We start from the raw sequence: 20321 nt of genomic DNA, 5'->3' as shown, positions 1-20321 counted from the left end.
CGTCTCCCCCTGTCGTCTCGGTTCCGCGGGCCCGGCCCGGAACCGGTCCGGGGCGTCCCGCGCTGTGCGCCCGGGCGAGCCCGGGCCGTCTTTCCGCGTGCCCGCCCCTACCCCGTTCGCCCCCGCTGACTCGGTCCCGGCGCGGGTCGGTCCCGGCCCGGACGGCACCGCGGTGAACGCCGCTCCAAAAGGCGGTCAACCACGTTTGCCCCGAACGGGCGTCGGTCAGGAGGAACCGGAGGGAGACCTCGGCACGTGGTATCCGCAGATCGACGGAGGCCTGCTGTGAGCACTGAAGGACGTGGGGGAAGCGACGGGCGCGACGGCAAGGACCGCCAGCTCGACGCGGCCAGGACCGACTCCGACCAGCCCCTGACCACTGAGACCGGTGTCCGGGTGGGCGACACCGACAACTCGCTCCGGGCCGGGGCGCGCGGCCCGACACTGCTGGAGGACTTCCACGCCCGGGAGAAGATCACCCACTTCGACCACGAGCGCATCCCCGAACGGGTGGTGCACGCGCGCGGCGCGGGCGCCTACGGCCACTTCCGTCCCTACGAGGGGCTCTCCGATCTGACGGCGGCCCACTTCCTGAGCGGCCCCGACGTCACCACGCCGGTCTTCGTCCGCTTCTCCACGGTCGCCGGGTCGCGCGGATCCGCCGACACGGTGCGCGACGTGCGCGGGTTCGCGGTGAAGTTCTACACCGAGGAGGGCAACTACGACCTCGTCGGCAACAACATGCCGGTCTTCTTCATCCAGGACGGCATCAAGTTCCCCGACTTCGTCCACGCGGTCAAGCCCGAGCCCCACAACGAGATCCCCCAGGCGCAGTCCGCGCACGACACCCTCTGGGACTTCGTGGGCCTTCAGCCCGAGACCACGCACATGATGATGTGGCTGATGTCGGACCGGGCGATCCCGCGCAGCTACCGGACGATGCAGGGCTTCGGCGTCCACACGTTCCGGTTCGTCAGCGCCGAGGGCCGGGGCACCTTCGTCAAGTTCCACTGGCGGCCCCTGCTCGGCACGCACTCGCTGGTCTGGGACGAGGCGCAGCGCGTCCAGGGCAAGGACCCCGACTTCAACCGGCGCGACCTGTGGGAGGCCATCGAGCGCGGCCAGTACCCCGAGTGGGAGCTGGGCGTGCAGCTGGTGCCGGAGGAGGACGAGCACTCCTTCGACTTCGACCTGCTGGACGCCACCAAGATCATCCCCGAGGAGCAGGTCCCGGTCCGCCCGATCGGAAAGCTGACCCTGAACCGGAACCCGGACAACTTCTTCGCGGAGACGGAGCAGGTGGCCTTCCACACCGCCAACGTGGTCCCGGGCATCGACTTCACCAACGACCCGCTGCTCCAGGCCCGCAACTTCTCCTACCTGGACACGCAGCTGCTGCGCCTGGGCGGCTCCAACTTCCAGCAGATCCCCGTCAACCGACCGGTGGCCCCGGTGAGCAACAACCAGCGGGACGGCTTCGCCCAGCACCGCGTGCACCGGGGCGGGACCTCCTACCACCCCAACAGCCTGGGCGGGGGCTGCCCGGCCCTGGCGCACGGGGAGGGCGTCTACCGCCACTACACGGAGAAGGTCGAGGGCGACAAGATCCGGGTCCGCAGCGAGAGCTTCGCCGACCACTACTCGCAGGCCACGCTCTTCTACAACAGCCTCGCCGGGTGGGAGCGCGAGCACCTGGTGGAGGCCTTCCGCTTCGAGCTGGGCAAGTGCGAGGAGCTGGAGGTGCGCCAGCGGGTGGTGACCAACCTCAACCACGTGGACCACCGGCTGTCCGTCCGGGTCGCGGAGGGGATCGGCGTCGAGCCGCCGGAGCGGGAGGCCACGCCCAACCACGGCCGCTCCTCGCCCGCCCTGAGCCAGCTCAACACCGCGTTCGGCTCCGTCGTCGGCCGCAAGGTGGCCGTCCTGGTCGCGGACGGGGTGGACGAGGCCGCCGTCGACGCGTTCCGCGAACCCCTGATCGGGGCGGGGGCCGTGGTCGAACTCCTCGCGGCCGCCGACGGCTCGGTCCGGACCTCGCGGGGCGGCGTCGTCACCGTCGACCGGGCCTACTCGACCGTCTCCTCGGTGCTCTACGACGCGGTCGTGGTGACCGGCGGCCCCGACGCCGCCCGGACGCTGGCGGGCGACGGGCTCGCGCGGCACTTCGTGCTGGAGGCGTACAAGCACCACAAGCCGGTTGCCGCGGTCGGCGCGGGGACGGAGCTGCTCGCCCCGCCGCTGCCGGAGGAGCTGGCCGGGCCCGTGGACGCCCTGCGGGTGGAGCTGGGCGTGGTCGCCGCGCCGGACGCGGGGGAGGCGGGTGTCGCCGAGTTCACGAGGCTGCTGGGCGAGCACCGGTTCTGGGACCGGCCGACGGCGTCCGTGCCCGCCTGACGGAGCCCGCCCGACGGGTCCGCCCGACGGGGAACGGCCGGGGCGTCGGGTACGGGACGACCGGCACGGAGCGAAGGCGTAACGAAGGGAGAGAAGACGAGATGAAGGTGGGCTACAAGCTCTTCGCCGAGGGTTTCGGGCCCCGCGAGATCGTGGAGCAGGCGGTCCGCGCCGAACAGGCCGGGTTCGACTTCGTGGAGATCAGCGACCACTTCCACCCGTGGCTGTACAGCCACGGCCACTCCGGGTTCGTGTGGTCGATGCTCGCCGCCATCGCCGAACGCACCGACAGCGTCGAGCTGGCCACCGGTGTCACCTGCCCGATCCTGCGGGTGCACCCGGCGATCGTCGCCCAGGCGGCGGCCACCACGGCCATCCTGTCCGAGGGGCGGTTCACGCTCGGTCTGGGGGCGGGGGAGCGCCTCAACGAGCACGTGGTGGGCCAGGGGTGGCCCAACGCCACCCGGCGCCACGAGATGCTGCGCGAGGCGATCCAGATCATCCGCCTGCTGTGGTCGGGCGGCTACCACTCCTACGACGGCAGGTACCTGACCCTGGAGGACGCCCGGGTCTTCGACCTGCCCGAGGAGGCGCCGCCGATCGTCGTGGCCGCGGGCGGCGAGCAGGCCGCCCTGCTGGCCGCCGAGGCGGGTGACGGCCTGTTCTGCACCGAGCCGAGCAGGGAGCTCAACCGGGCCTACGAGGACAACGGCGGCTCCGGCCCCCGCTACGCCGAGGTGCCGCTGGCGTGGGCGGGCAACGAGGACGCTGCCCTGGAGTCGGCGCACGAGCTGTTCCGCTTCGCGCTCACCGGGTGGAAGGTGCAGGCCGAGCTGCCCAACCCGGTGAACTTCGAGGCGGCCACCGCCCTGATCGACAGGGACGCGATGCGCGACGTCTTCGCGTACGGGCCGGACCCGGACCGGCACCTGGAGGTGGTGCGGGAGTTCGCCTCCGCCGGGTTCGACCACCTGTGCCTGATCAACGCCGGACCCGATCCGGAGGGGTTCTTCGGCTTCTTCGAGCGGGAGCTGGCCGGACCGATCCGGGCGATGGGCGCCGGTTAGCGCGTCACCGCGAAGGCGCGCCGGGCCCGCACCCAGTGCCGTCCGCGGGCCGGAGCTCCCGCGGCGCACCGGCCGACCCGCCCGTGTCCGGGGATCCCGCGCACGGGCGCCGGCCGAGGGGCCGGGCCTCACATGGACCGGGCGTACTCGCGGAGGGAGTCGCGGACGAACGCGGCTCCCTCCGCGCTCCCGTAGAGGCCCTCGTAGTCCGGGTCCTCCACGTAGACGCGGCCCAGGTCGCACACGAGCTCGACGGAGCGCTCGCGGTCCCCCTCCGCCACCGGCGTCCCCGGGATCCGGCGGAGCCACTCCACGTGCCGGGCGGCCAGAGCCTGCGCGCGGTCCGACACGGGGGACACACCGTCCTCCCAGGCCGCGACCCACGCGGCGACCAACCGGTCTGTGTCCTGCTTCCAGTCCCTCTGCTGGCGCAGGCTCTTACCGTGCCACCAGGCGTTGCTCTCCAGGAAGGCGCGCTCCCCCCAGCGGGAGACGACCCCGTCCCGGTAGGGGTCGTTGAACCCCTCCAGCATCATCTCCAGGGAGCCGTCCCTGCCGGAGCGCCGTGCGTCGAGGGTGCGCCGCACGGACCTGATCCGCCGGTCCAAGCGGTCGCGCTCGGCCTCCAGGAGTCCGATGTGGTCGCGCAGGGCCGCCTCCTCGTCCCGCTCGCGGTCCAGCACTTCCGCGATGACGGGCAGGCTCAGGCCGAGGTCCCGCAGCAGGAGGACGCGCTGGAGCCGGGCCACCGCGGCCGCGTCGTAGTACCGGTAGCCGTTGCCGCCGACCCTGGAGGGGGGCAGGAGCCCGATGTCGTCGTAGTGGCGCAGGGTCCGGCTGGTGACACCGGCGCTGGCCGCGACCTGCTGGATGGTCCACTCCACGTGAGGCGCCCGTCCCGTCTGCTCTCCGGCGGCGGGGCCGCCCCCGGTCCGTTGTTCTCGCGGGCCCGCCACCGGCGCCGCCCGTGTCGGCCGTGCGGGGCGCGGGGCGCACGCCCCGCGCCCGCACCACCGACACTAGGAGTTGACGCTGCGGCAGGGTCAACTCCGCCCGCGCCACCAGGCGAGCAGACGGCTGAGGAGGTCGTCCTCGTGGCCCTCGTCGTCGTGGGCCCGCCCCCCCGACCGCGCCCCCGCCTCCGACTGCCCGTCCCCTCCGGAGCCGCCCCTTCCGGAGCCCTCCCGGGGGCCGAGGGCGACGGGTTCGCCCGGGGTGAAGGCCACCGGGAGTTCGCGCAGCCCCCGCAGGAACGGCGACGGGGTCCAGCGCAGGTCCTCGGGCTCCACGGCGAGCCGGAGCCCGCCCAGGCGCTCCTGGAGCGTGGTGACCGCGATCGTGGCGGTCAGCCGGGCCAGCTCGCGGGCCGGACAGGCGTGCGGTCCGGCGCCGAACATCAGGTGGGCCCGGCTGCCCCCCGCCTGTTCGCAGCGGACGGTCGGATCACGGTGGGCGGCGTCGAAGCCGATCAGCAGGGCGTCGCCCGCACGGATGTCGACGCCGCCGATGCGCATGTCCTGGAGGGCGATGCGGGCGGGCAGGATCTGGAAGGGCGTGTCGGTCCACATCACGTGGTCGAGCAGTTCGTGCACGGTCATCTGCGCGTCCGTGTAGGCGGTGCGGACCGCCTCGTCGGTGAACAGGGTGCGCATCGTGTTGCCGATGAGGTGTGTGGTGGTCTGGTGGCTCGAATTGTTGATGAGCGCGGCCTGGTGCGCGACCTCGTGGTCGCTCAGCCCCGCGGGGTGCTCCAGCATCCACGACACCAGGTCCTGGCCCGGGATCCTGCGCTTGCGGGCCACCAGTTCGGAGAAGTACTGGTGGATGCGGCCGACGGCGTCCTCTGCGCGTTCGGCGTTCTCGCTGAAGACGATGGACGTGAGGTCGCCCAGCATGTACCCGTAGCTGTCGGAGAGCCCGTACAGGCTGTTGACCACGAGCACGGGCAGGGGGTTGGCGTACTCGGAGATGAGGTCGGCCCTGCCGTCGGCGACGAAGGAGTCGACGAGCTCGTCGGCGATCCGCCGGATCGTGCGGGCGGTGGCGTTCAGGTCCACCCTGGCCAGGCTGTCCGCGATGGCCGAGCGCAGCCGGGTGTGCTCGGCCCCGTCGGCGTACAGGGCGTTGGGGCGCCAGGACAGCGCGGGCCGGGCGCAGGAGAGGTCGACGCGCCCCTCCGCCACCTCGCGCCAGCGGCGGGTGTCGCGTGAGAAGAGGTGCTGGTTCTGTAACACCGCCAGGTTCTCGTGGTAGCCCAGCAGAAGCCAGGCCCGTACGCCGGGCTCCAGTTCGACCGGTGCCACGGGTCCGTGGCGTTCGCGCAGCGCGGCCCAGAGGCCGTCGCGTCCGGTGGCGGGTGTGGTGCCGTACAGCCGTGTGTTCGTCAACGGACCGATGCCCTCTCTTCGGGGAGATGGTGTGCCGGTGCGGTGACGGAGGGGAGAAGCGGGATCGCTCATTGTAGAAGGGTCGGCGTTCTCTTTTCAACACGGCGGAGAAAGGACGCCTGCGTATTAGTGACAAACGGTATTAATGTGCTCTTTTCCTGGGGCTCCCACGCGCCGGAACCCGGGGTCGCGCGTCGGATGGAGCCGCTCCGCGGCCGGAGTCTGCCACGGGGGTGCGACAGTTCCACGAGTGTTCGCAAGGAGGTTCGAAAAGGGCGCTTTTTGTCATAGGGAGTCCGTAGTGTTCTCTGTGTGAGCGATCGATGGAGTACCGACGACGTATGGGCTCTGGCTCCGGACGCCTCCTCCCGCAAGGCCGCCCTGAAGGTGGCCAAGGAGTCGTCCTGGCCCGAGCGCGGAGCGGTCGCCGCCCCCTCCGGCGGCACCTCCGCCGTCTGGGGCGAGTGCAAGGGCAGCGGTTCCAAGCCCTACCTGGCCGCCGTCCACCTGGACGGCGCGGGCGGGACCGCCTACAAGTGCAGCTGCCCCAGCCGCAAGATTCCCTGCAAGCACGTCCTGGGCCTGCTGGCCCTGTGGACCCAGGACAGCGTGGCCGTCCGGGAGGAGCGGCCCGAGTGGGTGGCCAAGTGGCTCTCCGGAAGAGCAGCCCGCCAGGAGAAGGCCAACAGCCCGGCGGCCCCCGCCGACCCCGAACGGGCGGCCGCGACCCTGCGCAAGAGGGAGGAGGCGGTCCGGGCCGGGGTCGACGAACTCGGCCTCTGGCTGCGCGACCAGGTCGACACCGGGCTGGCCGAGGTGCCCAAGCACGGCTACGACCACTGGGACCGCATGGCCAAGCGCCTCGTGGACGCCAAGGCGGGCGGCGCGGCCTCCCTCGTCTCCCGGCTGCCCTCCGCGGCGCGCGGGGACAGCTGGCCCGAGCGGATGCTCGAACGGCTCAGCCTCCTCCACCTGCTGGTCAACGGCTACCGTGCGGGCGACGCCCTCGACGAGCGCGTCCGCGGCGCCGTCCGCTCCCGGGTGGGCATCACCGTCAAGGCCGAGGAGGTCCTCGCCACCGGTGAGCGCGTCCGCGACACCTGGCGGGTCCTGGGCTGGCACGACGCCTCCACCCTCGAAGCCGACATGCGCGTGCGCCGCCTGTGGCTGCGCGGCACCGCGACCGGGCGCGTGGCCCTGTACCTGGCCTTCGCCCGACCCGGCCAGGCGCCCACCACCCCCTTCCGGGCCGGCACCGACGTGGAGGCCGAGTTCGCCTTCTACCCCGACGGCCACCGGGTCGCCCCGGTCGGCGACGGCGTCACGACCGAGGCGGCCCCGCCCGAGGGCGGCACGGTTGTGCAGGCCCTCGACGACTTCGCCGCCTCCCTCGCCGAGGACCCCTGGCGCGACACCTGGCCGGTCGTGCTCGACCGCGCCGCCCCCGCCCACGACGGCCGGTGGTACCTCACCGACACCGAGGGCGACGCCCTGCCCCTGGCCTCCCCCGAGCCCTGGCGCCTCCTCGCGGTCACCGGCGGTCACCCCTCCACCGTCGCCGCCGAGTGGTCGCCCGCGACGGGACTCACCCCCATCACCGTGTGGGACCGGAACGGAAAGGCGGTCTCCCTGTGACCCCCGACCCCCTGGCCGCCGTGGACTCCTGGGACCGCCTGGTCTCCACCGCCCTGGTCGGCACCTCCAAGCGCTCCGTCCCCGACACCCCCGACCTGCCCCCCACCCCCGAGGACGAGGACTCCGTCGCCCTCCTGGACCGGGCGGCCCTGATCGCCGTCCGCCGCGCCGCCGGGTACGTCCCCGCCACCGGCGTCGAGCCCGTCGAGCCCGGCGCCGAGGACGAGCGCCCCGAACCCGGACAGGCCGCCAACAACCGGCTGGAGGACATCCTCACGGGACGGACCGAACTCCTCCCGGAGTGGCTCGGGCTGGTGGCCGCCTCGGGACGGCGCGTCGCGCACTCCAGCGTTCCCGCCCTCCTCGACCAGGGCGCCCGCGACAGCGAGCTGCGCCCCGCGCTCGCGGCCGCGGTCGGCACGCGCGGCCACTGGCTGGCCGGGCTCAACCCCGCCTGGTCCTACATGCTGGCCGAGTCGGTCCACGCGGACCGGTTCAGCGAGCGCGACTGGGGCTGCGGCACCCCGGGCGAGCGCCGCCGCGCGCTCGCCGCGCTGCGCGCCACCGACCCCGACCGCGCCCGCGAGCTGCTGGCCGCCGTCTGGACCGGCCTGGCCAAGGCCGACCTGCGCCGCCGCCTGCTGGAGACCTTCGCCACCGGGCTCGGCCCGGCGGACGCGGACTTCCTCGACCGGGCGCTGGACGACCGCAGCGCCAACGTGCGCGGGATCGCGCTGTCCCTGCTCACCCGGCTGCCCGACAGCGCGCACGCCGAGCGGCTGCGCGGCCACGTCCGCGCGCACGCCTCGCTCGGGGAGGACGGCGCCCTGTGGGTGGACCCCGTCCGCACCCGCGACGCCGCCGTTCACCGCGACCTGGCGCTGGCCGCGCCCTCCAAGGACGAGGAGAACGTGCACGAGCGGGCCGAACGGCTGTGGGCGCTGCTCACCCACGCGCCGCTGGACGTGTGGCCCGGGCTGCTGGGCGCCGAACCCGCCGGGGTCTTCGAGGCGGCGAACCGGGAGGCCGTGCAGAACGCACGCCTGGTGGGCGCCCTCGTCAACGCCGTCGTGGTCCAGCGCAACGCCGAGTGGGCCAGGGCCGTCCTGGAGTTCCTCGGTTCGCGGGGCACGGGACCGGGGTTCCAGACGAGCAGGCTGCTGGGACTGCTGCCGGTCGAGGAGCGCTGCGCGTACGCCGACGGCGTCCTGACCGACAAGTCCTCCCTCAGCCGCTGGGGCGACCAGCTCCGCGACACGCCCGGCCCCTGGACCCCCGAGCTGAGCGCGCGGGTCATCGCGCGCCTGCACTCCAAGGACCGCAAGAAGGACTACCACGGCTACCGGCTGCTCTGCGAGGCGGCGGCCGTGCACATGCCCCCCGGGCACCTCACCGACCTCCACCAGAACCCCCCGTACAACGACGCCTCCGGCGACGCCTACCTCCGGCTCCGGGACACCCTCCGGTTCCGACTCGACATGCACAGGGAGCTCAGTTGACCACCTCCACCCCCTCCATCCGCACCGACGCCGCCCAGGCCCTGCGCCCGCACGCGGAGCAGACCTACTCCGCGGAGCTGGAGGCGCTGGCCAAGGCCGACGACCGGCAGCGGCCCCCGGGCTGGAAGCTCTCCCCGTGGGCGGTCACCCAGTACCTGCTGGGCACCACCCTGTCCGACGGCACCGAGATCAGCGCCAAGTACATCGGCGCCCGCCGCGTCGTCGAGGTCGCCGTGGCCACCCTGGCCACCGACCGCGCCCTGCTGCTCATCGGGGTCCCCGGCACCGCCAAGACCTGGCTGTCCGAACACCTGGCCGCCGCGGTCTCCGGCGACTCCACCCTGCTCGTCCAGGGCACGGCCGGAACCTCCGAGGAGGCCGTCCGCTACGGCTGGAACTACGCCAGGCTCCTCGCCGAGGGCCCCTCCGAGGCGGCCCTCGTGCCCAGCCCGGTGATGACCGCCATGTCGCGCGGCTCCATCGGCCGCATCGAGGAGCTCACCCGCATGCCCTCCGACGTGCAGGACGGCCTCATCACCGTGCTGTCGGAGAAGGCCCTGCCGGTGGCCGAGCTGGGCGTCGAGGTGCAGGCCCAGCGCGGCTTCAACATCATCGCCACCGCCAACGACCGCGACCGCGGCGTCAACGACCTGTCCAGCGCGCTGCGCCGCCGGTTCAACACCGTGGTGCTGCCCGTCCCCGACAGCGCCGAGGACGAGGTCCGCATCGTCACCCAGCGGGTGGAGCAGCTCGGCCGCGCCCTGGACCTGCCCGAGGTGCCCACCAGCCTCACCGAGATCCGGCGGGTGGTCACCGTCTTCCGCGAGCTGCGCTCGGGGGTGACCGAGGACAACGGGACCAAGGTCAAGTCGCCCAGCGGCACGCTGAGCACCGCCGAGGCGATCTCGGTGATCACCAACGGCATCGCGCTGGCCGCGCACTTCGGCGACGGGCAGCTGCGCCCGGCCGACGTGGCCGCGGGCATCCAGGGCGCCGTCGTCCAGGACCGGGTGTCCGACGGCGTGGTGTGGCGCGAGTACCTGGAGACCGTCGCGCGCGGGCGCGACGGCTGGGGCGAGTTCTACCGCGCCTGCCGCGAGGTGGGCGCCTGATGGGTCGGCCCCGACTGGACACGAGCGGGCTGCACGTCCTGGGCGTGCGGCACCACGGCCCGGGATCGGCCCGGGCCGTCCGGGCGGCGCTGGAGGAGATCAAACCCGACGCCGTGCTGATCGAGGGACCGCCGGAGGCGGACGCCCTCACCTCGCTGGTGGGCGAGCTGGAGCCGCCGGTGGCGCTGCTGGCCTACCTCGCCGACACCCCCAAGGGGGACGAGCCGAGGGCCGGCGAGGGCTGGGCGTTCTGGCCCTTCGCCAGCTTCTCCCCGGAGTGGGAGGCACTGCGCTACGCGGTGGAGAACGACGTGCGGGTGCGCTTTTGCGACCTGCCCGCCGCGAACACCCTGGCCGAGCGCGTCGCCGAGGCCGAGGAGCGGCGCCGGGCCGCGGAGGAGGGCGCCCGCGCCGAGGAGGATTCCGGGGAACCGGGGTCCGACGGGGTTCCCGGGAACACCGATGTGCCTGAAGCCGGTGGGAACACCGGGACCGGAAGCGGCGACGAGGACCCCGGGACCGGCGGGAACACCACGGCCCCCGAGGACACCGGGACGGCCGGAGCCGGTGCGGCTGCCGCGGCACGGGAGACCGACGGGACCGGGGCCTCGGAGGCCGCGGACGGGACGGACGGCGGCGAGGTCGGCGAGCCGGAGCGGATCCGGCTGGACCCCCTCGGGGTGCTCGCCGAGGCCGCGGGCTACGACGACGCCGAGCGCTGGTGGGACGACGTCATCGAGCAGCGCCGGGACGGGGAGCCCTCCCCGTTCCCGGCGATCGCCGACGCCATGGCCGCCGTCCGCGCGGAGTCCGGCCCCGAGACGGAGCGCGACGCGCGCCGGGAGGCGTACATGCGCCAGACCCTGCGCGCCACCCTCAAGGAGGGACACGAGCGGATCGCCGTGGTCTGCGGCGCCTGGCACGCCCCCGCGCTGCGCGACCTGGCCGACTACCCGATCAAGGAGGACACCGCCCTGCTCAAGGGCCTGCCCAAGGCGAAGGTCACCGCCACCTGGGTGCCGTGGACCCACGGGCGCCTGGCCGCCTCCAGCGGTTACGGCGCGGGGGTCGCCGCCCCCGGCTGGTACCACCACCTGTTCACCGCGCCCGACCTCCCGGTGCACCGGTGGCTGACCGACGCCGCCCGGATGCTCCGCGAGGAGGGGCTGGCGGTGTCCTCGTCCCACGTCATCGAGGGCGTGCGGCTGGCCGAGGGCCTCGCCGTGCTGCGCGGGCGTCCGCTCGCCGGACTCGACGAGGTGGCCGAGGCGCTCACGGCCGTCCTGTGCGAGGGCGAGCCCACCCGGGCCGCCCTCGTCCACCGCCGGATGTCCGTCGGCGAGCGGATGGGCTCGGTGCCCCCGTCCACGCCCATGGTCCCGCTCCAGCGCGACATCATCGCGATCCGCAAGCGCCTGCGGCTCAAGGCCGAGCCCTTCGACAGCGACCTCGACCTGGACCTGCGCAAGGACAGCCAGCGCGAACGCAGCGTGCTGCTGCACCGGCTGCGACTGCTCGGTGTCGAGTGGGGCGTTCCGCGCACCCCCGACGGCGGGCAGAAGGGCACCTTCCGGGAGTCGTGGCGGCTGCGCTGGGACCCCGACATGGACGTGGCGCTGATCGAGGCCAGCCGGTGGGGCACCACCGTCGCGTCGGCGGCCACGGCCCGGGTGGCCGACCTCGCCGAGGACGCGGCCCTGCCCGCGCTGACCTCCCTCACCGAGCAGTGCCTGTTCGCGGACCTGGGCGAGGCCCTGCCCCGCGTGCTGTCCCTGCTCACCGACCGCGCGGCCACCGACAGCGACGTCACCCACCTGATGGAGGCGCTGCCGCCGCTGGCCCGCTCCGCCCGCTACGGGGACGTGCGCGGCACCGACAGCGCCTACCTGAGCACGGTCGCCGAGCAGATCCTGCGGCGCGTGTGCGTCGGGTTGGCACCGGCCGTGCACGGTCTGGACGACGACGCTGCGGAGCGGTTCGTCCGGCACATCGACGCCACGCAGGGCGCCGCCACCCTCCTGGGCGGGGAGGGCGCCCGGGCCTGGACGGCTGCCCTGGCCGCCCTGGCCGTGCGCGACACCCTGCCCGGCCGTATCGCCGGGCGGGTCAACCGGATCCTGTCCGACTCCGGGCTCGTGGACGCCGACGAGCTGCGCCGCCGCCTCGGCCTGGCGATGTCCCCGGGCGCCGAACCCGCCTCGGCCGCCGCCTGGCTGGAGGGGTTCCTCCAGGGCAGCGGGCTGATCCTGGTGCACGACGACCGGCTGCTCGGGCTGATCGACACCTGGCTGCTCTCCCTGCCCGAGGAGCGCTTCACCGCGGTGCTGCCGCTGCTGCGGCGCACCTTCGGGGCCTTCAACGGCCCCGAGCGCCAGGAGATCGGCTCGGCCGCCCTGCGGCTCGGGACGGCGCCCGCCGCCGACCGGACCGCTCCGGCCCGCGTGGACGTGGACGCCCGGCGCGCGGCCCCGGCCCTGGCCACCGCGCTGGCCATCCTCACCGACGGAAAGGTGCGCACATGAACGCCGTGGACGAGCGGGAGCGCCGCTGGAGGCTCGTGCTGGGCCGGGAGGCGCAGTGCTCCGGCGGGGTCGGGGCCTCCGGCCTCAGCGCCGCCGACCAGGGGATGGACGGCGCCCTGGAGGCGCTCTACGACAGCGTCGGCCCCGGCAGGAGCAGCGCCCAGCGCTCCGCCGGGCTCGGCGGCTCGGCTCCCCGCGTGGCGCGCTGGCTGGGCGACATCCGCGAGTACTTCCCGTCCTCCGTGGTGCAGGTGATGCAGAAGGACGCCATGGACCGGCTGGGGCTGCACCAGCTCCTCCTGGAGCCGGAGATGATGGAGGCCGTGGAGCCGGACGTGCACCTGGTGGGGACCCTGCTGTCCCTCAACCGGGTGATGCCCGACCAGGCCCGCGAGTCCGCCCGCGCGGTGGTGCGCCGCGTGGTGGACGACCTGGAGCGCCGCGTGGCGCAGAAGACGCGGTCCCTGGTGCAGGGGGCGATCGACCGGTCGTCCCGCACCCACCGACCGCGCCGGGTGGCCGACATCGACTGGAACGCCACCATCCGCCGCAACCTGGCCCACTACCTGCCCGACCACAACACGATCGTGCCGCAGACCCTGGTGGGGTACGGCCGCCGCAGCCGGGGCGTGCAGAAGGACGTGGTGCTGGCGATCGACCAGAGCGGTTCGATGGCCTCCTCGGTGGTCTACGCGAGCGTTTTCGGCGCGGTGCTGGCCTCGATGAAGACCCTGCGCACGTCGCTGGTCGTGTTCGACACCGCGGTGGTGGACCTGACCGAGCAGCTGACCGACCCGGTCGAGGTGCTGTTCGGCACGCAGTTGGGCGGCGGCACGCACATCAACAAGGCCATCGCCTACTGCCAGGGGCTCATCACCAAGCCGAACGACTCGGTCTTCGTGCTGATCAGCGACCTGTACGAGGGCGGTGTCCGAGCGGAGATGCTGAGGAGGGTGGCCGCGATGCAGGCGGCCGGGGTCCAGGTGGTGGTGCTGTTGGCGCTGTCGGACGAGGGCGCGCCGTTCTACGATCGACAGAACGCGTCCGCGCTCGCCGAGATGGGGGTGCCCGCGTTCGCCTGCACCCCCGACGCGTTCCCCGAGCTGATGGCGGCGGCCATCCAGGGGCAACCCCTCACGTCCTGGGTCGAGAAGTACCAGGACGCCTGATCCGGGCGGGCGGGGCCGTGGCGGTCCCCGCCCGCCCCCTTCGCGGCCAGCTCCGATGTGGTTACACTTATTGCAGATGTGTTGGCGGTGCTGGGAGGCTGAGATGGTGCGATCGAGTGTGCTGAGCCGCGCTCCCCGGATCGAGCCCCGAGGGGAGGACCGCTGGATCACTGAGAAGGTGGTGAGCTCCACGGGGACAGGTGGGGCGCGACTGCTGCTGAGGACGGCTGACGGCAGCGAACTCGCTCTGCCGGAGTCGTTGGTGAGGATCCTGGTGGCGTCGGCCAGTGAGCTCTCCGATGGGCACGCGGTCACCGTGCTGGCATCCGAGGCGTGCCTGACCCCGGCCGAGGCGGCGGAGTTGCTGGGTCTGTCGCGACCGTTCGTCGTACGCCTCCTCGACGCGGGGGAGATCCCGTCCGAGCGACTGCCCGACAGCCGACACCGTGTCGTTCGCCTGGAGGACGTCCTGGAGTTCCAGGCCAGGCGGGAGATGCGGCGTGCGGGTAGACGGAGGATCGCCGAAGCAGTCGAGTCCGCCGATCTCCCCTACTGAGTGACAGGCCGCGCATGACCCCCCGCGTTTTCGTCGACACCAATGTGCTCTTCCCGTTCTCGGTCATGGACCTCCTACTGGCCCTGACCGAGGACATGGTCCACACCATGCTCTGGACAGAGAGGCTGCTCGGAGAGTGGGAGAGGGTGATCGTGCGTGAACAACAGCGTTCATCCACCTCCGCCCAGGCGATCACCTCGGCGATCAGGGAGTGCTTCGCCGACAGCCGCGTTCCGGAGGACGACTACGCCTCTCTGACGGGGGTGATGCCCGGTACCGACTCCGACGACCGCCACCATATGGCCGCCGCTCTGAAGGGCCAGGCCAGCGCCATCGTGACCTGGAACCTGGGCGACTTCCCGAGTGAGCCTCTGGCTTCTCTGGGGCTGCGGGTCGTCGATCCCGACACCTACCTCCGCGAGCTCCTCGAAGAGCTGCCGCACGAGGTCGTCGCGACGGTCGTTCGGTTGGCCGCGGAGAAGCGTCGCCCGCCCAGGACCCCCGAGGATCTGGTGGACGGCCTGGCCAAAGCAGGGGTTCCGGGGTTCGCCGAGTGCCTCAGGGAACGTTTGCGTGCTCGTTGAGCCGGACGGGTGGGATCGTGGAAGCCACTGTCCCCCAGTTCCCCCGGGAGAGCCCTTGAGCTACGACGTGGTGGCCCTGGTCGCCCACGAGCCCGACGAGAAGGCGGTCGTCCACGCCCTGCAAGGCGTTGACCCCGAGCTGCGGCTGCACTGGCACGGCGACACCACTGTCATGCAGATCCGCGACGGGGACGCCCAACTGCTGGCCACCCTCGAACCCGGGCGGCCGGTGGAGCGTTCGGACGCGGTCGTGCGCCTGCTGGGGCCGGAGGTCGTGGCGGGGCTGCCGGAGACCTTCTGGTGGGTGGAGGCGCGCGCCCGTCCCGACGAACGGGGGCGGGAGGCGGCGCACCGGTTCGCTGACGGGCTCGCGCTGCGGCTCGGCGGGGCGGTGTGGACCTCGGGGTCGGCCGACTTCGGCCTGTGGGAGGAACCGGAGCACCCGGCGGTCGAGCGCACCGCGACCAGGGCGCTCCTGGTCGCCCAGGACCGGGCGGTGGTGCCGTTCTCGTCCTGGCTCAGCGACGCGGTGGCCACGCACGGCGGGGAGAGGACGCTCCAGGTGCTCACCCCGCCCACCGCGCGCCTGACCTACGCGGTGCGCACCTTCGCGGCCGGGTCGCTGGGGCGCTGGGTGGTGCGGGGCTTCGATGGCGGCCACTACGACGGCATCACCGGCCTGCCCGTGCGCTGGGACGACGAGCAGGGGTTCCGCGCGGACAGGGAACCGGTCGGACTGGCGTGGGGGGCCGGGAAGCCGGACGTCGAGCCGGTCGCGGGGTTCCTCGCGGACTTCGCCGAGAGCGCCGGAACGCAGGTCGTGGTGGACGTGTCCGTGCTCCACCGCGACCCCTTCTCCCCGGACCCGGGCCGCGTGGCGGAGGTCGTCGCCGAGCACCTGGCCGGGACCGCGCCGGCGGCGTGGGGTCCGCACGAGCCCGCGCTCCTGGCGTGGGACCGCGAGCGGGTGGCCGGTTTCGTGCGCGAGCGCGGGCTCAAGCCCTCGATCCTGTACCTGTCGGGTCCGCTGGGCGAGGGGCGCCCCTTCTCCGGACAGCTCCACCTGGCCCGGCGCGGGACCGGGTTCCTGGAGCGGGTGTCGGTGGTGGCCGGGTTCGAGAACGCGGACGCCGTACCCTTCGACGCGTTTCCGGCACTGGTGGAGGCGTTGGCGGCCGAAGGGCTGCTGGACGGGTTGCGCGTGCGCCGCATCCCCGGGCGCGCCGATGTCACCTACGCGCCGGTGTGGGCGGGGCCCGCGGTCCCGATCGGGCTCGCGGTCGGGCCGGACCGGCTGCGCCGGATCGGGACCGGCCGCGCTCGGGCGGGACCGATCCCGGGCACGCTCGTCGGTGAGGACGGGGCCCGGGCGGTCTGGTACCCGGTGGTGGAGGACGCCGAGGCGCCCCTGCGCGCCCTGGACCTCATGCGGAGGCAGACGGAGTACCTGTCCGCGGCTCCCGCGAAGAGGGCCTGAGCCTTCCCGGAGGGAGGCTGCCGCCCTTCCCCGGAGCATGAGTGACGAACGTCACCTTCGTAGTGCTCAACTGCGTGTTCTCCTCGGCTCGTCCGGAAGACCCCGCGCCTGCCCACCGCCGGGGCGGTTCCTCCGGAACCGGGACCGACCGTGGAACGTCACTCCATATGCGCATACTGCTATGGGAGTCTTGCGAAGCGGGCCACGGAATCCACGAGTGAGGGCAGGCATCGGATGAAGTTCGAACTGGTGGAGCCGCCGGACGAGACGGAGGATTCGGACGGGAACGCCGCCGTCACCGAACCGCGAAACCCGGCGCCCGCCGACGGGATCGCGGTCCTCAAGGAAGCGGACGCGGTCTTCCCCGGGCCTGTGCGGGAACGCAGGGCCAGGGCAGTCGAGGGCGTGCGCGCCTCGCTGGAACTGCTGCGGGCCCGCGTCGCCGAGCAGAGCATGGCCGAGGTCCGCGTCCACACCGCCGACCTTCCGGAGGCCGAGGCCGGAGCCCTGTTCCACCCGCACCGGTTCGCGGCTTCCCCGGTGAAGGGAGACGGCCGATGAGCCAGTGGAACATCGACGTCTACGGGGTCTCGCTGGTCCTGGGCGACCTCGGCGGACAACTCGGCCTCGAAGGAGGCGGGTTCTCCGACACCGTCGACTCCACCGCCGACGGGATCGAGATGGCGCTGACCAACGCCAAGAGCCCGCCCGTGGAGGCCGCCCTGTCCGGGTTCTTCGAGCACTTCACCGGCGAGACCGACGCCATGTTCACCCGCACCCTGTCGTGCCTGCAGGGCGCCAACGACGCCACGCTGGCCTACAACCAGGGCCAGGAGGAGATGGCCGCCGAAGCCCAGAGCCAGGCGGGCACCGGCGAGAACCTCGACCTCTGACCTGACACCCCCGCACCCCCGACACCCCCGCCCCGCCCCCACGGAAGGCCCCCTGGTGAGTTTCGAGCCCACCGAGCCCCAGAACGGCGTGGACCCCAACCCGTTCACGCTCATCGACCCGGACACCGTCCCCTACCCCCTCACCGACGTCTGGTCCCTCAACTACGCGGCCGAGACCCTGCGCAGTGGCGGGGAGGACCTCTTCGGCGGGGCCGAGGACATGTCCTCCACCTGGGGCGGGCTCCAGGCCCACTACAGCGCACCGGAGAGCGAGACGCTCTTCGCCGCGATGGACCCCGTGGTCACCCGAGGCGAGGACGTCCAGAGCGACCTGGCCACCGTCGCCGGCGCGCTGGAGGACCTGGCCGAGGCGGCCGCGACCGCGCGCCGTTCGCTCAACACCCTGCGCATCGACGCCCAGAGCCTGTGGAACGCCAACCACGACCGGAAGGTGTGGTGGCTGAACAAGGACGACGAGACCGACGAGTGGGCGCTGGCGGAGAACATCCGCATCAAGGACGCGGTCAACGCGGCCTGGTCGACCTTCAACGAGGCCGAGAACGCGTGCGCCAGCCGGATCTCCGCGACCTTCGGCGGCCCCGCCTACGTGTCCCCGGACCAGGCGGGCGGGGACGGCGCGCTGGTCTACGGGCTGCCCACCGACGCCGGTGAGCGCGATGTGTCGCTGGGACACGCCCTGAGTTTCGAGGGCGTCAACAGCAACATCAACGACTTCACCGCGTGGGCGGGCAGCGAGTTCCACCCCTCCCTGCTGGACTGGGGCAACCCCATCGGTCAGGCGCTGTGGGACACGGGGGCCACTGACTTCCTGTGGGGGACGGCGGTGGGGCTGACGTCCAAGCTCGGGTTCTGGCACCCCGACAACGGGTGGCGGTTCGACCCGCGGGGGCGCTTGGAGAACTTCGGGGCGGCCTGGAGCGACGCGGGTATGGACGCGGCCGCGCTGGTCGGTGTCCACGACGAGCACGGGTGGTTGTGGGAGCCGGGGGAGGGCGGCCAGGAGGGTTGGGGAGCGGGTTTCGAACGGTGGACCGGCAACGCCCAGGACAGCCTCGCCGAGGTGTGGGAGGGGCACACCGCCTGGTCCACGCGGGATGACGGTGTCGCCTACTCCAACACCACCATGGCCGCCAACGCGGTGATGCTGACCGGCGGGCTGCCGCTCAAAGCTCTCAAGATCATCGCCGGGGCGGGGGTGGTCAGCTCCATGGACGCCCCCGGGGGATCGGGTGACGCGGAGTTCGACGGCTCCGGCTCGGGTTCCGGCGGGGGTTCGGGCACGGGCTCGGACAACTTCACGTCGAGGGGCGGACCGGGAACGCGGGGCTGGCCCAGCAGTCCGCTGCCGGGCGCCGGGGAGGGCCAGCGCCCCACGGGTGAGCGCTTCGAGAACCCGCTCACCATGCTGAACAACTCACTGCTGGACCCCGACCGGTACCGCCCGCCTGCCTCCACCCCGAACGCCCCTGTACCCGACGGCGGCGGGGACCGGCCCTCGCAGAGCCCGTCCGAGCCGCAACGCAGTAACACCCCGCAGCCTCAGGACAGAGGTCGTTCCGAAGAGCGTGACGACATACGCGATGAGGTACGGGACGAAACAGACCTTTCAGGCTCAGGCGACGCTTTCGCTGATAATCATAGAGAGGACTACTCTGGTCACGAGGGCGATCGTTGGCCTGACAACAGATCGACCGTCGTCGGAAACAGGCCTGCCGAAGAGCGGATCGTTGTCGACCTTGCGGAGTCGGGACGCGAAAGCAGAAATAGAAATGCTGGTCTAGGCGCTGACATAGCTTCCTCCGGAAGGGCGCACCAGAGCGGTGGAAGCGAGATTTCTGAGCGGGTGGGCTGGGCGCAGCCAACTCAGGATACAGAAACCTCACGTGGGCCCGATGCGGATGCAAACGAGCAGTCCCTCGGTGATCAGAGCGATCACGTGAGTCGACCAGATGGGCAATTGCTCCCAGAGGTTCTGGAGAACTGGTCTGAGCTTCCAATTGAAATTCCTGACGGCACGCCAGCAGATGTGCTGCTGGAGATCCGTGGGGCCATCGATCTCGTAAGCCAGGTGCATAGTTTTCCAGATGGAATGGAGCCGATCGTTTTCGATTCCAGAGAGCTGGGATCTGGGCGAATGGGTTCTTATGATCGTGCTACGCGTACTATCACGTTCGATCCATCTCTTCCCAATATGCGCGAAACTCTGGTGCATGAGATCGGTCATGTTATCGATAATGCCATGCACGGAGAAAGGACCGGGTCACGCCACGGACTGGCATCCGCGATGCCATCTACCCCAGAGATGCGAGAGTGGGCCTCTGCTGTGAGGAACTCTCCGCAAGTCAGGGAGCTGAGGAGTATGCCTGTGACTGGCTACAGTAGGTACATGAGGCTGCCCCAGGAGCTGTGGGCGCGCTCCTACGCTCAGTGGATCGCTCAGCGGACGGGAGACCCGCGTCTCCAGAGCGAGATCCGCAGTCATCTGTCACAGCCGGGCATCGAAGGGTATCGTCAGTGGGCAGAAGATGACTTCAGGCCAGTAGCATTAGCGCTGGACGCGGTCTTCGAGAACGATTGGAAACTGTAATGTTCAGTGTCGTGGACGATCCAGAGAACTACACTTTGGAAGAGCTGATTCAGAAGTATCTTGACGAGGGTTTCGATCAGGAATCTGCGGAGGCGTACGCAGAGATCCTGAAGAACCCTCCGGAAGATGCGTTCATCAACTGAGTGTAGATACGCGGTCTAGATTGCATACCCGCTTGGCTCTTATCGCTGTGGCGGAAGTCAACGGGAGCACGTTTCCCACCGCAACGCCGTCGGACTCCATGTCCTACTCAACGAGTTGGGGTCCACATGTTCCCGCTGCCCAACAGCGTCAGGCGCGATGTGCTGATCGCCCTGTTGCACGGCAAGCTGCGGAACATCCGCACGCGGTCCGTCGAACGCGTTTCCGGCGTCTGGAGTGTGACCCGCTCGGGGCTGGAGCGGTTGTGAGCGGTGCG

17 protein-coding genes are annotated in these 20321 nt (G+C 72.0%); 15 read left to right on the top strand and 2 right to left on the bottom strand.

Features of this window, described 5'->3' with window-relative positions; all coding sequences use genetic code 11:
• The first annotated feature begins 285 nt into the window (after positions 1-285).
• Positions 286-2394, top strand: coding sequence for a catalase (locus tag PV789_RS28210; protein ID WP_274975336.1), 2109 nt, complete (start codon positions 286-288; stop codon positions 2392-2394).
• A 101-nt stretch (positions 2395-2495) separates the two neighbouring features.
• A complete protein-coding gene (locus PV789_RS28205) occupies positions 2496-3461 on the top strand; it encodes a TIGR03557 family F420-dependent LLM class oxidoreductase (protein ID WP_274975335.1) in 966 nt (321 codons plus the stop codon).
• Positions 3462-3589: 128 nt separating this feature from the next.
• Here PV789_RS28205 and PV789_RS28200 read toward each other — a convergent pair whose 3' ends face one another.
• Entirely contained in the window at positions 3590-4345 is a 756-nt protein-coding gene (locus PV789_RS28200) for a MerR family transcriptional regulator (protein ID WP_274975334.1), read from the bottom strand.
• Positions 4346-4504: 159 nt separating this feature from the next.
• Positions 4505-5848, bottom strand: a complete 1344-nt coding sequence (locus tag PV789_RS28195) for a cytochrome P450 family protein (protein ID WP_274975333.1) — start codon at positions 5846-5848, stop codon at positions 4505-4507.
• A gap of 387 nt (positions 5849-6235) precedes the next feature.
• On the opposite strand from PV789_RS28195, the gene PV789_RS28190 reads away from it, so the two are divergent.
• The 13 genes from PV789_RS28190 (at position 6236) to PV789_RS28130 (ending at position 20313) form a co-directional block, all read left to right on the top strand.
• Positions 6236-7483, top strand: a complete 1248-nt coding sequence (locus PV789_RS28190) for an SWIM zinc finger family protein (protein WP_274978273.1) — start codon at positions 6236-6238, stop codon at positions 7481-7483.
• Positions 7480-8982, top strand: coding sequence for a DUF5691 domain-containing protein (locus tag PV789_RS28185; RefSeq protein WP_274975332.1), 1503 nt, complete (start codon positions 7480-7482; stop codon positions 8980-8982). The genes PV789_RS28190 and PV789_RS28185 overlap by 4 nt, the downstream gene beginning before the upstream one ends.
• Positions 8979-10094 (top strand): ATP-binding protein, encoded by a 1116-nt coding sequence (locus PV789_RS28180; RefSeq protein WP_212642292.1) that lies wholly within the window; start codon positions 8979-8981, stop codon positions 10092-10094. The genes PV789_RS28185 and PV789_RS28180 overlap by 4 nt, the downstream gene beginning before the upstream one ends.
• Positions 10094-12616: a DUF5682 family protein gene (locus PV789_RS28175; protein ID WP_274975331.1), complete on the top strand. Its 2523-nt coding sequence runs from the start codon at positions 10094-10096 to the stop codon at positions 12614-12616. Before PV789_RS28180 ends, PV789_RS28175 begins: the two co-directional genes overlap by 1 nt.
• On the top strand, positions 12613-13785 hold the full coding sequence (locus PV789_RS28170) for a VWA domain-containing protein (RefSeq protein ID WP_274975330.1): 1173 nt from the start codon (positions 12613-12615) through the stop codon (positions 13783-13785). Before PV789_RS28175 ends, PV789_RS28170 begins: the two co-directional genes overlap by 4 nt.
• 103 nt (positions 13786-13888) lie before the next feature.
• Positions 13889-14341 carry a helix-turn-helix domain-containing protein gene (locus PV789_RS28165; protein WP_274975329.1) on the top strand — a complete coding sequence of 151 codons (453 nt, stop codon included), beginning with the start codon at positions 13889-13891 and terminating at the stop codon, positions 14339-14341.
• A gap of 14 nt (positions 14342-14355) precedes the next feature.
• A complete protein-coding gene (locus PV789_RS28160) occupies positions 14356-14925 on the top strand; it encodes a PIN domain-containing protein (protein WP_274975328.1) in 570 nt (189 codons plus the stop codon).
• Between the two features lie 55 nt (positions 14926-14980).
• The gene (locus PV789_RS28155; RefSeq protein ID WP_274975327.1) at positions 14981-16402 is read left to right on the top strand and encodes a DUF6177 family protein; all 1422 of its coding nucleotides are present in this window, start codon (positions 14981-14983) and stop codon (positions 16400-16402) included.
• Between the two features lie 234 nt (positions 16403-16636).
• A complete protein-coding gene (locus PV789_RS28150; RefSeq protein ID WP_274975326.1) occupies positions 16637-16963 on the top strand; it encodes a cell envelope biogenesis protein TolA in 327 nt (108 codons plus the stop codon).
• The gene (locus PV789_RS28145; protein WP_274975325.1) at positions 16960-17295 is read left to right on the top strand and encodes a DUF6507 family protein; all 336 of its coding nucleotides are present in this window, start codon (positions 16960-16962) and stop codon (positions 17293-17295) included. Before PV789_RS28150 ends, PV789_RS28145 begins: the two co-directional genes overlap by 4 nt.
• Positions 17296-17350: 55 nt before the next feature.
• The gene (locus PV789_RS28140) at positions 17351-19903 is read left to right on the top strand and encodes a hypothetical protein (RefSeq protein WP_274975324.1); all 2553 of its coding nucleotides are present in this window, start codon (positions 17351-17353) and stop codon (positions 19901-19903) included.
• 11 nt (positions 19904-19914) lie between these two features.
• Positions 19915-20046 carry a hypothetical protein gene (locus tag PV789_RS28135; protein WP_274975323.1) on the top strand — a complete coding sequence of 44 codons (132 nt, stop codon included), beginning with the start codon at positions 19915-19917 and terminating at the stop codon, positions 20044-20046.
• Positions 20047-20172: 126 nt separating this feature from the next.
• On the top strand, positions 20173-20313 hold the full coding sequence (locus PV789_RS28130; protein ID WP_274975322.1) for a hypothetical protein: 141 nt from the start codon (positions 20173-20175) through the stop codon (positions 20311-20313).
• Positions 20314-20321 lie beyond the last annotated feature (8 nt).

The sequence above is a fragment of the Nocardiopsis camelliae genome (assembly GCF_028993595.1).
Lineage (GTDB): Bacteria > Actinomycetota > Actinomycetes > Streptosporangiales > Streptosporangiaceae > Nocardiopsis > Nocardiopsis dassonvillei.
This window is presented reverse-complemented; position numbering and strand designations above follow the sequence as displayed.

Coding starts and splice junctions, on each gene's coding strand:
- PV789_RS28160 (WP_274975328.1), top strand. CDS start 14,356: ATGACCCCCCGCGTTTTCGTCGACACCAATGTGCTCTTCCCGTTCTCG.
- PV789_RS28145 (WP_274975325.1), top strand. CDS start 16,960: ATGAGCCAGTGGAACATCGACGTCTACGGGGTCTCGCTGGTCCTGGGC.
- PV789_RS28170 (WP_274975330.1), top strand. CDS start 12,613: ATGAACGCCGTGGACGAGCGGGAGCGCCGCTGGAGGCTCGTGCTGGGC.
- PV789_RS28130 (WP_274975322.1), top strand. CDS start 20,173: ATGTTCCCGCTGCCCAACAGCGTCAGGCGCGATGTGCTGATCGCCCTG.
- PV789_RS28165 (WP_274975329.1), top strand. CDS start 13,889: ATGGTGCGATCGAGTGTGCTGAGCCGCGCTCCCCGGATCGAGCCCCGA.
- PV789_RS28205 (WP_274975335.1), top strand. CDS start 2,496: ATGAAGGTGGGCTACAAGCTCTTCGCCGAGGGTTTCGGGCCCCGCGAG.
- PV789_RS28175 (WP_274975331.1), top strand. CDS start 10,094: ATGGGTCGGCCCCGACTGGACACGAGCGGGCTGCACGTCCTGGGCGTG.
- PV789_RS28150 (WP_274975326.1), top strand. CDS start 16,637: ATGAAGTTCGAACTGGTGGAGCCGCCGGACGAGACGGAGGATTCGGAC.